Genomic DNA, 13,506 nt, shown 5'->3' with positions numbered 1-13,506 from the left:
CGTGTTCGGTCGTCGCCGCAAGGGCAGCGAGGAGACCGTCGACCAGCTCGACGACGGCGTGACCTCCGAGGAGCTGGCGCAGGACGGGGAGTCCGGTACGGACGAGGCCCCGGCGAACCTGCCGCCGGGGCCGCGCCCCGACGGTCCCTGGGACATCAGCGAGGTCCGGGAGCCCGGCGAGGGCCGGGTGGACCTGGGCGGGATCTTCGTGCCCGGGGTCGAGGGCATGGAGCTGCGGGTGGAGGTCGCGGGCGACGCCATCGTCGCCGCGACCCTGGTGCTGCGGGACAGCGCCGTGCAGCTCCAGGCGTTCGCCGCCCCCAAGCGCGAGGGCATCTGGCGCGAGGTGCGGGACGAGATCGCGGGCGGCATCACCCAGCAGGGCGGTGTCGTGGACGAGGTCGAGGGGCCGCTCGGCTGGGAGCTGCGGGCCCAGGTGCCCGTACAGCTGCCGGACGGCACCAACGGGGTGCAGCTGGTGCGCTTCGTCGGCGTCGACGGGCCGCGCTGGTTCCTGCGCGGGGTGATCTCGGGCCAGGGCGCGGTCCAGCCCGACACCGCGGGGCTGCTGGAGCAGATCTTCCAGGACACGGTCGTGGTGCGCGGCGACTCCCCGATGGCGCCGCGGGACCCGATCGTCCTGAAACTCCCGGACGACGCCCAGATGATGCCCGACGGCGTGCAGCAGGAGGAGGCCGAGGGCTCGCGCTTCGCGGGCGGCGTGGACCGCCTCCAGCGCGGTCCGGAGATCTCCGAAGTGCGCTGATCAACGGTCGTATCGGGACGGTCCACGGACTGTCCAGCGGCCGGATTTGAACGTTCCGATGGGTCGGATTCCCTTTCGAGGGGACCGGCCCATCGGCGTTTTCGCAGGTCTGAGACGTCTGCGTATGAATTACGTCAACGAGGCGCTAATGGCCGTAAGGGAGGCGTCAACGGGTCATTCGGGTGCGCGAAACGGAGGTTTCCTTCAGAGGTCCGTTCATATCCGAACCTCTAGGAGCACACGATGGCCGACGTGGCCTTCGTCGTCACCACGATCGCGGTCTTCGCGCTGGTGGCACTCGTCGCCAAGGGGGTGACGAAGCTGTGACCGCCGAGAACATCGTCGGCCTCGTCGTGGCCGTCGCCCTGCTGGGCTACCTCGTCATAGCCCTCGTTTTCCCGGAGAGGTTCTGAGCACAGATATGAGCCCCGTCCTCGCCGGAGTCCTCCAGCTGCTCGCGCTGCTCGTGGCGCTGGCCCTGGTCTACCGTCCGCTCGGCGACTACATGGCCGCCGTGTACAGCTCCAACAAGCATCTGCGCGTCGAGAAGTGGATCTACCGCTGCATCGGCGCCAACCCCGCGGCCGAAATGCGCTGGCCCGCGTATCTGCGCGGCGTCCTCGCCTTCTCCGCCGCCGGCCTGCTCCTCCTCTACCTGCTCCAGCGGGCCCAGGGCGTGCTGCCCAAGGGCCTCTCGCTCGGCTTCCACGCGATCAGCCCGGACCAGGCGTTCAACACCGCCGCGTCCTTCGTCGCCAACACCAACTGGCAGTCGTACTCGGGCGAGCAGGCCATGGGCCACGCCGTCCAGACGCTCGGCCTCGCGGTGCAGAACTTCGTCTCCGCGGCCGTCGGCATCGCGGTGGCCATCGCGCTCGTACGGGGCTTCGCGCGATCCCGCACCGGGAACCTCGGCAACTTCTGGGCCGACCTGGTGCGCGGCACCGTCCGCATCCTGATCCCCATCGCGGTCCTCGGCGCGCTCGTGCTCGTCGCGTGCGGCGCCATCCAGAACTTCGCGGGCATCCATGAGATCGGCCAGCTCACCGGCGGCGGCCAGCAGGTCAACGGCGGCGCCGTGGCCTCGCAGGAGGTCATCAAGGAGCTCGGCACCAACGGCGGCGGCTACTTCAACGCCAACTCCGCCCACCCCTTCGAGAACCCCAACGGCCTCTCCAACCTCTTCGAGCCGTTCCTGATCCTGGTGATCCCGTTCGCGCTCACCCGCACTTTCGGCAAGCTCGTCGGGAACGTCCGGCAGGGCTACGCGATCCTCGCCACCATGGGGCTGATCTGGATCGGCTTCACGGCGCTGATGATGTGGACCGAGTTCCACCACGGCGGCCCGGCCCTCCAGGCCGCGGGCGGCGCGATGGAGGGCAAGGAGCAGCGGTTCGGCGTCGGCGGCTCGTCGATCTTCGCGGTCGCCACGACGCTGACGTCGACCGGCGCGGTGGACTCCTTCCACTCCTCGTACACCGGCTTCGGCGGCGGCCTCACCCTGCTCGGCATGATGCTCGGCGAGATCGCGCCAGGCGGCGTCGGCTCCGGCCTGTACGGCATCCTCGTGATGGCGATCATCGCGGTGTTCATCGCGGGGCTCATGGTCGGCCGCACGCCCGAGTACCTCGGCAAGAAGATCGGCACCCGCGAGATCAAGCTGGCCGCGTGCTACATCCTCATCACGCCGACCCTGGTACTGGGCTTCACCGCCCTGTCGATGGCGCTCGCCGGACCGCCGGACTCCATCCTGAACACCGCCACCAACTCGGTGCACGGCAGCGGCGCGCACGGCTTCTCCGAGGTGCTGTACGCCTTCACCTCCGGCGCCAACAACAACGGCTCCGCCTTCGCCGGCCTCAACGCCAACACGCCCTGGTACAACACCACGATCGGCCTCGCGATGCTGCTCGGCCGCTTCCTGCCGATGGTGTTCGTACTGGCCCTGGCCGGCTCGCTCGCCGAGCAGCGGCCGGTGCCCGAGACGGCCGGCACCCTGCGCACCCACAAGCCGCTCTTCGCGGGGCTGCTGGTCGGCGTGATCCTGATCATCACCGGTCTCACCTACTTCCCGGCGCTGGCCCTCGGGCCGATGGCGGAGGGACTGTCATGAGCCGCGTAGACACTTCTGTTGAGGACCCCATGTCCACTGCGACACCCGTACGCACGCCCGAAGGGGGCGCGGCGCAGCACTCGGCGGAGGCGGAGCAGGGCCGCGTCTCCGGCGGCATCTTCGACCCGAAGGCGCTGCTGAAGTCGTTCCCGGACGCGTGCCGCAAGCTCCATCCGCGGGTGATGATCAAGTCCCCGGTGATGTTCGTGGTCGAGGTGGGCTCGGTGGTCACCACCGTCCTCGCCGTCAAGGACCCGGGCGACTGGTTCGGCTGGGCGATCACCGTCTGGCTGTGGCTGACCGTCCTGTTCGCCAACCTGGCGGAGGCCGTCGCCGAGGGCCGCGGCAAGGCGCAGGCGGACACCCTGCGCAAGGCCAAGACGGATACGGTCGCGCGGCGCCTGAACGGCTCCGGCGCCGACCGGAGCGAGGAGCGGGTGCCCGGCACGGAACTGCGCGTCGGCGACCTCGTCGTCTGCGAGGCCGGCGACATCATCCCCGGCGACGGCGACGTCGTCGAGGGCGTCGCGTCCGTCGACGAGTCCGCCATCACGGGCGAGTCGGCGCCGGTCATCCGCGAGTCCGGCGGCGACCGGTCCGCGGTCACCGGCGGCACCAAGGTGCTCTCCGACCGCGTGGTCATCAAGATCACGACGAAGCCGGGCGAGACCTTCATCGACCGCATGATCAACCTGGTCGAGGGCGCGGCCCGGCAGAAGACGCCGAACGAGATCGCGCTCAACATCCTGCTCGCCTCGCTCACCATCGTCTTCCTGCTCGCCGTCGTCACCCTCCAGCCCTTCGCGATCTACGCCAAGGCCGAGCAGACGATGATCGTGCTCGCCGCCCTGCTGGTCTGCCTCATCCCGACCACCATCGGCGCGCTGCTCTCCGCGATCGGCATCGCGGGCATGGACCGGCTCGTGCAGCGCAATGTGCTGGCGATGTCCGGCCGCGCGGTCGAGGCCGCGGGCGACGTCTCCACCCTGCTGCTCGACAAGACCGGGACCATCACCCTCGGCAACCGGCAGGCCGCCGAGTTCGTACCGGTCAAGGGCGCCACGGCGGCCGAGGTCGCCGACGCCGCCCAGCTCTCCTCGCTCGCCGACGAGACGCCGGAGGGCCGCTCGATCGTCGTACTCGCCAAGGAGGAGTACGGGCTCCGGGAGCGCCACGAAGGCGAACTGGAGCACGCGGAGTGGGTGCCGTTCACGGCGCAGACCCGGATGTCGGGCGTCGACCTCGAAGAGAACGGGGCGGCCCGCAAGGTCCGCAAGGGCGCCTCCGGTTCGATCATCGCGTGGGTCCAGGAGCGCGGCGGCCGGGTCGCCGACGACGCGCGGCAGCTCACCGAGACGATCTCCGCGGCGGGCGGCACACCGCTGCTGGTCGCCCTCGAAGACGCGGACGGGGCCCGGATCCTGGGCGTCATCCACCTCAAGGACGTCGTCAAGGAGGGCATGCGGGAACGGTTCGACGAGCTGCGTCGGATGGGCATCAAGACCATCATGATCACGGGCGACAACCCGCTGACGGCCAAGGCGATCGCCGAGGAGGCCGGCGTCGACGACTTCCTCGCGGAGGCCACGCCCGAGGACAAGATGGCGCTGATCAAGCGGGAGCAGGCGGGCGGCAAGCTCGTCGCGATGACCGGCGACGGCACCAACGACGCCCCCGCGCTGGCCCAGGCCGACGTCGGCGTGGCCATGAACACCGGCACCTCGGCCGCCAAGGAGGCCGGGAACATGGTGGACCTGGACTCCAACCCGACCAAGCTCATCGAGATCGTCGAGATCGGCAAGCAGCTCCTGATCACCCGTGGCGCGCTGACGACCTTCTCGATCGCCAACGACGTCGCGAAGTACTTCGCGATCATCCCGGCGATGTTCGCGGTGGCCTACCCCGGCCTCGACAAGCTCAACATCATGAGCCTGCACTCGCCGCAGTCCGCGATCCTCTCGGCGGTCGTCTTCAACGCGCTGATCATCGTGGCGCTGGTGCCGCTCGCCCTCAAGGGCGTCCGCTACCGCCCCATGAGCGCCGACTCCATGCTCCGCCGCAACCTCGGCCTGTACGGGCTGGGCGGGCTCGTCGCCCCGTTCATCGGCATCAAGATCATCGACCTGCTCATCTCCCTCATTCCTGGCATCGGGTGACGTCATGAACAACTCCGTACGCGGCACGGTCCGGCTGCTGGGGGCGGGCCTGCGCGCCATGCTCGTCCTCACCCTGGTCTGCGGCGTGATCTACCCGCTGGTCGTCACCGGCATCGCCCAGACGGCCTTCCACTCCAAGGCGAACGGCTCCGAGGTGAAGTCCGACGGCAAGCCCGCCGGCTCCTCCCTCCTGGGCCAGACCTACACGCTCGACAAGAAGGACAAGGCCGGCAACCCGCTGCCCGACCCGAAGTACTTCCAGTCCCGCCCCTCGGCAGCGGGCCCCAACACCGAGAACACCCAGTACCACCTCACCGTCTCCGGCGCCTCCAACCTGGCCGCCGACAGCAAGGTCCTGCTCACCTCGGTGCAGCAGCGCCGCACGGACATCGCCGAGTTCAACGGCGTCTCCCCGTCCGCCATCCCCCCGGACGCCCTGACCGCCTCCGCCTCCGGCCTCGACCCGGACATCTCCCCGGCCTACGCCGAACTCCAGACCCAGCGCGTGGCCAAGGCCAACCACCTGCCGGAGGCCAAGGTCGCCGAACTGGTCGAGGACCACACCGAGGGCCGCATCGCGGGCTTCCTCGGCGACCCGCGCGTCAACGTCCTGGAACTCAACATCGCTCTCCAGAAGCTCGCGAAGAACTGAGGCGTCAGGCAGTCATCGCGGCTCCGAACGGCGTGCCGTGCCGCACCAACCGTCGTCCTCGACTGGTGCGGGCGCGGCACGTCGCGAGAGTCGGCGGTGCGTACGGACACACCGTCAGGTACTGGGATCAGTCGGCCCGGTGCGGCGAACGGTCGCTGCTCCAAGGGTCCGTCGAGGGTGTCCGCAAGGCACCCTTGACGGGTGTCTCCTCTACCTCAGCAGTCCCAACAGCCCGCGGCCGCCCCGCACATGGTGGTCTGCGGCGACGACGGATTGGTGCACCGGCTCGCCGCCGAGCTCTCCGGCGTCTACAGCGAGCGCGTCACCGCACTGTTGCCGGGAGCCCGTACGGACCGCCGTCAGCCCTCCGCCATGGCGGGGCGGGCGGCGGCGCTGTTCGGGCGGGTGACCGGGGCGGTGGGCGGCAGGGGGCCGGCCGCGGCCGGCGGTGCGCCCGCGCAGCCCGTACGGATCGTCGAGGCCGCCGAGCCCGACGACGAGGCGCTCATCGAGGCCGGGGTGCAGTACGCCGAGGCGCTGGCGCTCGTCTATGACGACGACGAGACCAACATCCACGCCGCCTTGCGGGCCCGGCGCCTCAACCCCCGGCTGCGGCTGGTCATCCGGCTCTACAACCGGCGGCTCGGCCAGCACCTGGAGAAACTCCTCGACCAGGCCGCCCTGGTCTCCGCCCCCGACCTCGACCCCGAGGCCACCGACGCGTCCACCACCGTGCTGTCCGACGCCGACACCGCCGCCCCCGCGCTGGTCGCCGCGGCCATCGCGGGCAGCAGCAAGGTCATCCCCGCCGGCGGCGCGCTCCTGCGCGCCGCCGAACGTCCGCCCGGCGGGGGAGGAGGCCGCGAACGCGCCCTGTGCGCCCTCGCCGTCCTCTCGGCCCCGCGCGACGGCTCCTCGGACGGCGACCCAAGCGCCGACGAACCGCTGCTGCTGCCCGACGATGACGAGGTGGCGCGGGCGGCCGGCCGCGGCACGATGGTGCTGGAGACGGTCACGCACATGGGACCGGCGCTCCCGCCGTCCCGGTTCGCCGCCCGCGCCCTGCCGCTCGGCTCGTTCTTCTCGCGCCGGCTCCGCTGGTCGCTCGCCGGCCTCGCGGCCGCCGTCGGCGCGTTGGCCGTCGCCTCCTGGCTGGTCACCGACGAGGACCCGGCGCACGCCGCGTACCTTTCGCTGCTCGACCTGTTCGCCATCGACGACCCGGCGATCGGCGAACCCCTCGGCCGCCAGCTCCTCCAGCTCCTCTCCGGGCTCACCGGACTGCTGCTGCTCCCGCTGCTGGTCGCCGCCGCCCTGGAGGGCCTCGGCACCTTCCGCACCGCGTCCACGCTGCGCCGCCCGCCGCGCGGGCTCTCCGGCCACGTGGTGCTGCTCGGACTCGGGAAGGTCGGTACGCGCGTACTGGCCCGGCTGCGCGAACTCGACATCCCCGTGGTGTGCGTCGAACAGGACCCGCAGGCGCGCGGCATCGCCCTCGCCCGGAACCTGCGCGTGCCGACCGTGATCGGCGACGTGACGGAGGAGGGCGTACTGGAGGCCGCGAAGATCGGCGCCAGCCTAGCCGTACTGGCCCTGACCAGCAGCGACACCACCAACCTGGAAGCCGTGCTGTCCGCCCGCGCCTGCAAGCCCGACGTACGGGCCGTGATGCGGCTGTACGAGGACCGGTTCGCCGCCGCCGTCTACCGCACCCTGCGCGACTCGCACCCGCAGGCGCTGACGCGCAGCCGCAGCGTCTCCTCGCTCGCCGCGCCCGCCTTCGCCGGGGCGATGATGGGCCGCCGGATGCTGGGCGCGATCCCCGTCGAACGCAAGGTCCTCCTCTTCGTCGCCCTCGACGTCAAGGCCCACCCGGAACTGGCGGGCCTCACCGTCGCCCAGGCGTTCCGGCCCGGCGCCTGGCGAGTGCTGGCCCTGGACACGACCGCCCCCGGCGAACGCCTCGACGACCTGGCGGAGGCCCCGCCGCCGAGGGACGGCGAGCGCCGTCCCGGTCTGGACTGGGACCTGTCCGCCGACTACGTGCTGAGCGCGGAGGACCGCGTCGTCCTGGCCGCCACCCGCCAGGGCCTGGCGGACCTGCTCAGCCGCCGGGACCGTGCCCCGCACCCCGACCCGGCAGGCGGCCGCACCGCCGACGCCGGGCGGGGGTGAGGCCGGGCCCGGCACCACCGGTCTGGGGGCGCTCCCGGCCCGTACCCGGCCGTACCGTCGAGGCTGACGCAGGGCTGGCTACGGGTCTGGGCGGCGCCCCGGCCCGTACCCCGACCCGGCGGGCGTGGCTGCGGCCGGGCCCGGCACCACTGGTCTGGGGGCGCTCCCGGCCTCATCCGCCGACACCGGGGGAGTGCTGTACCCCCGGCCCGCGCCCGTACCGCCCCCGCTACCAGGCGTCCCCCGACCGCCAGTCGCACGCCAGGTCGCCGTCCGGCGACAGTTCCGCGCTCACCGGCAGCACGAAGACGCCGCCCTCCTCGTCCGGCAGCCGCTCGATGCCCGTCGGCCCGAGCACCGACGTGGTGCCCTGCCAGAGCTGCCAGCCGCGCCCCGCGTAGAAGCCGACCGCCTCGTCGGAGGCCGACAGCGCCCCCAGTTCGTAGCCGCCGCGCAGCAGCCGTTCCGCCTCGTCCATCAGCGCGGAGCCGTGCCCCCGGCCGCGCCGGTCCGCCCGTACGCCCACGCCCTCCACGTATCCGGCGCGCACAGCCCGGCCCGCGTGCAGGAACTGCCGGCGGACCACCGCCCCGTGCCCGATCAGCTCCCCGTCCTCCCACAGCAGCACATGCATGCCGCCGAGCGTGTGGTCCCAGTCCTCGTCCGACATGTCCCCGTCGAAGGCGTCGTCGAGAAGGGCCCGTGCGGCCTTCAGCGTCGCCGGGTCCAGATCCGCCGTATGCGCGGTACGTACGTCAGCCATACGGGGCATCCTGGCAGCGCCGGGCGGCGGGGGCAGCCGAATTATCCGCGGCAGGACCCGCGGCGAGCCCCCTGCCAGAGCCCTTGGCGGAGCCCCCGGCAGAACGTGCGGCACGATCCCGGCGTGACCCATGGCCGCGTCCCCGCCGCGCCCCGCGGCGACAGGCGTCAGAGCTGCGTCAATACCCGGCCGGACACCGTCCCCCAGGCCATTTGTCCGAATCCTTGGCCGTAAGGTCGACAGTGCGTGGAGATAAACAGGGCGCAGAGTCGGCCCGGGACAGAAGATGGGGCCATGGGACGCGGCAAGCTTCGGATCTATCTGGGGGCGGCACCGGGGGTCGGGAAGACGTACTCGATGCTGTCGGAGGCGCACCGCCGCATGGAGCGCGGCACCGACGTCGCCGTCGGCTTCGTCGAGTGCCATGACCGCCCGCGCACCGAGGTCATGCTGCACGGCCTGGAGGAAGTGCCCCGCCGCGAACTCGAATACCGGGGGACCGTCTTCCCCGAGATGGACGTCGACGCGGTCATCGCCCGGCGCCCCGCCGTCGCCCTCGTCGACGAACTCGCCCACACCAACGTCCCCGGCTCCCGCAACACCAAGCGCTGGCAGGACGTGGAGGAGCTGCTCCAGGCGGGCATCGACGTCATCTCCGCCGTCAACATCCAGCACCTCGAATCGCTCGGCGACGTCGTCGAGTCCATCACCGGCGTGCGCCAGCGCGAGGCCGTGCCCGACGAGGTCGTGCGCCGCGCCGACCAGATCGAGCTGGTCGACATGTCGCCGCAGGCGCTGCGCCGCCGCATGGCGCACGGCAACATATACAAGTCCGCCAAGGTCGACGCGGCCCTCTCCAACTACTTCCGGCCCGGCAACCTCACCGCGCTGCGCGAGCTGGCCCTGCTGTGGACCGCCGACCGCGTCGACGAATACCTGCGCCAGTACCGCACCGAGCACAGCGTCTCCACCATCTGGCAGGCCCGCGAGCGCATCGTCGTCGGCCTCACCGGCGGCCCCGAGGGCCGTACCCTCATCCGCCGCGCCGCCCGGATGGCCGCCAAGGGCTCCGGCAGCGAGATCCTCGCCGTCTACATCGCCCGCAGCGACGGACTGACCTCCGCCTCGCCCAAGGAGCTGGCCGTCCAGCGCACCCTGGTCGAGGACCTCGGCGGCACGTTCCACCACGTCATCGGCGACGACATACCCAGCTCGCTCCTCGAATTCGCGCGCGGCGTCAACGCCACCCAGATCGTGCTCGGCTCCAGCCGCCGCAAGACCTGGCAGTACATCTTCGGCCCCGGCGTCGGCCAGACCGTCGCCCGCGACTCCGGCCCCGACCTCGACGTGCACATCGTCACCCACGAGGAGGTCGCCAAGGGCCGCGGCCTGCCGGTGGCGCGCGGCACCCGGCTCGGCCGCCCCCGCATCGTCGCGGGCTGGTGCGCCGGCGTCATCGCCCCGATCCTGCTCTCGCTCTTCCTCACCCAGCTGGACGACGACGGCCCGGGGCTCGCCAACGACGTGCTGCTCTTCCTCTTCCTGACCGTCGTCGCCGCGCTCCTCGGCGGGCTGTTGCCCTCCCTCGCCTCCGCGGCCGTCGGCTCGCTGCTGCTCAACTTCTACTTCACGCCGCCCACCCACAACCTCACCGTCCAGGACCCGCAGAACCTCGTCGCCATCGTGATCTTCTTCGCGGTGGCCGTGTCGGTGGCCTCCGTCGTGGACGTCGCCGCCCGCCGTACGCACCAGGCCGCCCGGCTGCGCGCCGAGTCCGAGATCCTCTCCTTCCTCGCGGGCAGCGTGCTGCGCGGCGAGACCAGCCTGGACGCCCTGCTGGAACGGGTCCGCGAGACCTTCGCGATGGAGTCCGTGGCGCTGCTGGAACGGGCCGGCGACGTCGAGCCCTGGACCTGCGCGGGCAGCGTCGGCCCCCGGACGCTGACCCGGCCCGAGGAGGCGGACGTCGACATGCCCGTCGGCGACCACATGGCGCTCGCCCTCTCCGGCCGGGTGCTGCCCGCCGAGGACCGCCGGGTGCTCGCCGCCTTCGCCGCCCAGGCCGCGGTCGTACTCGACCGGCAGCGGCTCGTCGGCGAGGCCGAACGCGCCCAGGAGCTCGCCGAGGGCAACCGCATCCGCACCGCCCTGCTCGCCGCCGTCAGCCACGACCTGCGCACCCCGCTGGCCGGCATCAAGGCCGCCGTCACCTCGCTCCGCTCCGACGACGTCGCCTGGTCCGACGAGGACGAGGCGGAGCTGCTCGCGGGCATCGAGGACGGCGCCGACCGCCTCGACCACCTCGTCGGCAACCTCCTGGACATGTCCCGGCTCCAGACCGGCACCGTCACCCCGCTGATCCGCGAGATCGACCTCGACGAGGTGGTCCCGATGGCACTCGGCGGCGTGCCGGAGGGCAGCGTCACCCTCGACATCCCCGAGACGCTGCCGATGGTCGCCGTCGACCCCGGCCTGCTGGAGCGCAGCGTCGCCAACCTCGTCGAGAACGCCGTCAAGTACAGCCCCGACGACGCGCCCGTCCTGGTGGCCGCCAGCGCGCTCGGCGAACGGGTCGAGGTGCGCGTCGCCGACCGCGGCCCCGGCGTCCCCGACAGCGCCAAGGACCGCATCTTCGAGCCGTTCCAGCGCTATGGCGACGCACCACGCGGCGCGGGCGTCGGCCTCGGCCTCGCGGTAGCCCGCGGCTTCGCCGAGGCCATGGGCGGCACGCTGACCGCGGAGGACACCCCCGGCGGCGGCATGACCATGGTGCTCACCCTGCGGGCCGCGCCGGGCCGCCCGCCCGTACGCCCGGACCTCCCGGCCCAGGCCATCTCATGAACCCTGACACCGACAGGACAACCCCAGAAAGGCGGGCCACCGAATGAACCGGGTGCTCGTGGTGGACGACGAGCCGCAGATCGTCCGCGCCCTCGTGATCAATCTGAAGGCGCGGAAGTACGACGTGGACGCGGCCCCCGACGGCGCGACCGCCCTCCAGCTCGCCGCCGCCCGCCACCCCGACGTGATCATCCTCGATCTCGGCCTGCCCGACATGGACGGCGTCGAGGTCATCCGGGGTCTGCGCGGCTGGACCCGCGTCCCCATCCTGGTCCTCTCCGCCCGCCAGACCTCGGACGAGAAGGTCGAGGCACTGGACGCCGGCGCCGACGACTACGTCACCAAGCCCTTCGGCATGGACGAGCTGCTCGCCCGGCTGCGCGCCGCCGTACGCCGCGCCGAGCCCGCCGGCACCCCCGACGACGCCGTCGTCGTCGAGACCGACGGCTTCACCGTCGACCTGGCCGCCAAGAAGGTCAACCGCGGCGGCCGGGACGTACGGCTGACGCCCACCGAGTGGCACCTGCTGGAGGTGCTGGTCCGCAACACCGGCCGGCTGGTCAGCCAGAAGCAGCTGCTCCAGGAGGTCTGGGGCCCCTCCTACGGCACCGAGACCAACTATCTGCGGGTCTATATGGCGCAGCTGCGCCGCAAGCTGGAGGCCGATCCGTCGCATCCCAAGCACTTCGTCACCGAGCCCGGCATGGGATACCGCTTCGAGCAGTGATTGCGGGGCGTTCACCTGGGCTGCCCCCGGTACGCTGGCTGCATGAGTGCCGTACCCCGAACCGAGAAGCCGACCGGCCGCTTCCGCCGGATGCTGGACCGGCTGTCCACCTCACAGGAGGAGCTGCACTCCGCCGAGCTGCAGCAGGACACCCAGTCCGCCGGCTGCACCCGGATCTGCGACTGCGACGACCGCCAGATAGTCAAGGTCACGGGCACTCTCCGGACGGTCACGCTGCGGCCCCGGGCGGGCGTGCCCGCGCTGGAGGCCGAGCTGTTCGACGGATCCGCCGCGCTCGACGTGGTGTGGCTGGGCCGCCGGTCCATCGTCGGGATCGAACCCGGCCGCAAACTGATCGCCTCCGGCCGCATCGCCATGAGCCACGGACGCCGGGTGCTCTTCAACCCCAAATACGAACTCCGACCGCTCGGACAGGAGTAGCCGGTGCCGTCTACCGACAAGCCGACCACCACCGATCAGGACCCCGGCGCGCACGACCCGGCGGCGCCCGGCAAAGCGGCGGCCGACACCGCGCTGCTGGAGGCGTTCGGCGGCGTATGGGGCATGGTGGACACCACCGTGCCCGGCCTGGTCTTCGTGCTGATCTACACGATCAACCGCGACATCCACACCGCCGCCATCGCGTCCCTGGCGCTCACCGCGGTGCTCGCCGTGGCCCGCCTGGTGCGGCGGCAGACCCTCAAGCACGCGCTCAGCGGCGTCTTCGGGGTCGCCTTCGGCGCGATCTTCGCGATGATGTCCGGCGACGCCAAGAACTTCTACCTGCCGGGCATGCTCTACACCCTGGGCCTGGCCGTCGCGTACATCGTCTCGGCGCTCTGCCGGTTCCCGCTCATCGGGGTGCTGCTCGGCCCGATGCTCAAGGAGAACCTCTCCTGGCGCACCCGCAACCCGGGGCGCTTCCGCGCGTACACGAAGTCCACCTGGGCGTGGGGCCTCATCCTGTTCGCCAAGTCGGCGGTGCTCTTCCCGCTGTACTGGTGGGGCGACGCCACGCAGCTGGGCTGGGTCAAGGTGGCGCTGGGCATCCCGCCGTTCCTGCTCTGCGTCTATCTGACGTGGATCTTCCTCGCCAAGGCGCCGCCGCCGATCGACGTGATCGCGGAGATGGAGGCCGAGGAGACCGCGGAGCGCGCGGCGAAGAACGGGGCGGCCCCCGCCGACGGTGTCGCGCGCGACGCCGTCGTGACGACCGGGGCCGAGCCCCGGCAGCCGGGCCAGGCGCGCCACCGGCGCTGAGGCCCGTACGCCTCGTACACGACCTGTGCCCCCGGAAACCGCGTGGTTTCCGG

General features: G+C 71.8%; 11 protein-coding genes. 10 read left to right on the top strand and 1 reads right to left on the bottom strand.

The genetic code is table 11. The annotated features are described in order from the left end of the window. Position 1: 1 nt before the first annotated feature. The 6 genes from AB0I22_RS14335 to AB0I22_RS14310 all read left to right on the top strand — a co-directional run bounded on the left by AB0I22_RS14335 (position 2) and on the right by AB0I22_RS14310 (position 7,862). Positions 2-766, top strand: a complete 765-nt coding sequence (locus AB0I22_RS14335; RefSeq protein WP_363131043.1) for a DUF3710 domain-containing protein — start codon at positions 2-4, stop codon at positions 764-766. 323 nt (positions 767-1,089) lie between these two features. Further along, positions 1,090-1,179: a K(+)-transporting ATPase subunit F gene (kdpF, locus tag AB0I22_RS14330; protein WP_037965490.1), complete on the top strand. Its 90-nt coding sequence runs from the start codon at positions 1,090-1,092 to the stop codon at positions 1,177-1,179. A gap of 8 nt (positions 1,180-1,187) precedes the next feature. Further along, on the top strand, positions 1,188-2,879 hold the full coding sequence (gene kdpA / locus AB0I22_RS14325) for a potassium-transporting ATPase subunit KdpA (RefSeq protein ID WP_363131042.1): 1,692 nt from the start codon (positions 1,188-1,190) through the stop codon (positions 2,877-2,879). 29 nt (positions 2,880-2,908) lie between these two features. Further along, positions 2,909-5,035 carry a potassium-transporting ATPase subunit KdpB gene (kdpB, locus tag AB0I22_RS14320; RefSeq protein ID WP_363131041.1) on the top strand — a complete coding sequence of 709 codons (2,127 nt, stop codon included), beginning with the start codon at positions 2,909-2,911 and terminating at the stop codon, positions 5,033-5,035. 4 nt (positions 5,036-5,039) lie between these two features. Further along, a complete protein-coding gene (kdpC, locus tag AB0I22_RS14315) occupies positions 5,040-5,687 on the top strand; it encodes a potassium-transporting ATPase subunit KdpC (protein ID WP_363131040.1) in 648 nt (215 codons plus the stop codon). 249 nt (positions 5,688-5,936) lie between these two features. Continuing rightward, entirely contained in the window at positions 5,937-7,862 is a 1,926-nt protein-coding gene (locus tag AB0I22_RS14310; RefSeq protein WP_363131133.1) for an NAD-binding protein, read from the top strand. Positions 7,863-8,091: 229 nt separating this feature from the next. Here AB0I22_RS14310 and AB0I22_RS14305 read toward each other — a convergent pair whose 3' ends face one another. After that, a complete protein-coding gene (locus AB0I22_RS14305; RefSeq protein ID WP_363131039.1) occupies positions 8,092-8,625 on the bottom strand; it encodes a GNAT family N-acetyltransferase in 534 nt (177 codons plus the stop codon). A gap of 294 nt (positions 8,626-8,919) precedes the next feature. On the opposite strand from AB0I22_RS14305, the gene AB0I22_RS14300 reads away from it, so the two are divergent. The 4 genes from AB0I22_RS14300 (at position 8,920) to AB0I22_RS14285 (ending at position 13,453) form a co-directional block, all read left to right on the top strand. Continuing rightward, positions 8,920-11,466 carry a sensor histidine kinase KdpD gene (locus AB0I22_RS14300; RefSeq protein ID WP_363131038.1) on the top strand — a complete coding sequence of 849 codons (2,547 nt, stop codon included), beginning with the start codon at positions 8,920-8,922 and terminating at the stop codon, positions 11,464-11,466. Between the two features lie 43 nt (positions 11,467-11,509). Next, entirely contained in the window at positions 11,510-12,193 is a 684-nt protein-coding gene (locus AB0I22_RS14295) for a response regulator (RefSeq protein ID WP_363131037.1), read from the top strand. 42 nt (positions 12,194-12,235) lie between these two features. Next, entirely contained in the window at positions 12,236-12,634 is a 399-nt protein-coding gene (locus AB0I22_RS14290) for an OB-fold nucleic acid binding domain-containing protein (RefSeq protein WP_363131036.1), read from the top strand. 93 nt (positions 12,635-12,727) lie between these two features. Next, complete coding sequence (locus AB0I22_RS14285) at positions 12,728-13,453, top strand: DUF3159 domain-containing protein (RefSeq protein ID WP_363131132.1); 726 nt, start codon at positions 12,728-12,730, stop codon at positions 13,451-13,453. Positions 13,454-13,506: the final 53 nt, after the last annotated feature.

The sequence above is a fragment of the Streptomyces sp. NPDC050610 genome (assembly GCF_040654875.1).
Classification (GTDB): domain Bacteria; phylum Actinomycetota; class Actinomycetes; order Streptomycetales; family Streptomycetaceae; genus Streptomyces.
The sequence above is the reverse complement of the archived record's forward strand: the minus strand, read 5'-3'. Positions and strand labels throughout refer to the sequence as shown.

Bases quoted from the DNA above. Each gene is read 5' to 3' on its own strand.
- kdpA (WP_363131042.1), top strand. From the start codon at position 1,188: ATGAGCCCCGTCCTCGCCGGAGTCCTCCAGCTGCTCGCGCTGCTCGTG.
- kdpB (WP_363131041.1), top strand. From the start codon at position 2,909: ATGTCCACTGCGACACCCGTACGCACGCCCGAAGGGGGCGCGGCGCAG.
- kdpC (WP_363131040.1), top strand. From the start codon at position 5,040: ATGAACAACTCCGTACGCGGCACGGTCCGGCTGCTGGGGGCGGGCCTG.
- AB0I22_RS14310 (WP_363131133.1), top strand. From the start codon at position 5,937: ATGGTGGTCTGCGGCGACGACGGATTGGTGCACCGGCTCGCCGCCGAG.
- AB0I22_RS14305 (WP_363131039.1), bottom strand. From the start codon at position 8,625: ATGGCTGACGTACGTACCGCGCATACGGCGGATCTGGACCCGGCGACG.
- AB0I22_RS14300 (WP_363131038.1), top strand. From the start codon at position 8,920: ATGGGACGCGGCAAGCTTCGGATCTATCTGGGGGCGGCACCGGGGGTC.
- AB0I22_RS14295 (WP_363131037.1), top strand. From the start codon at position 11,510: ATGAACCGGGTGCTCGTGGTGGACGACGAGCCGCAGATCGTCCGCGCC.
- AB0I22_RS14290 (WP_363131036.1), top strand. From the start codon at position 12,236: ATGAGTGCCGTACCCCGAACCGAGAAGCCGACCGGCCGCTTCCGCCGG.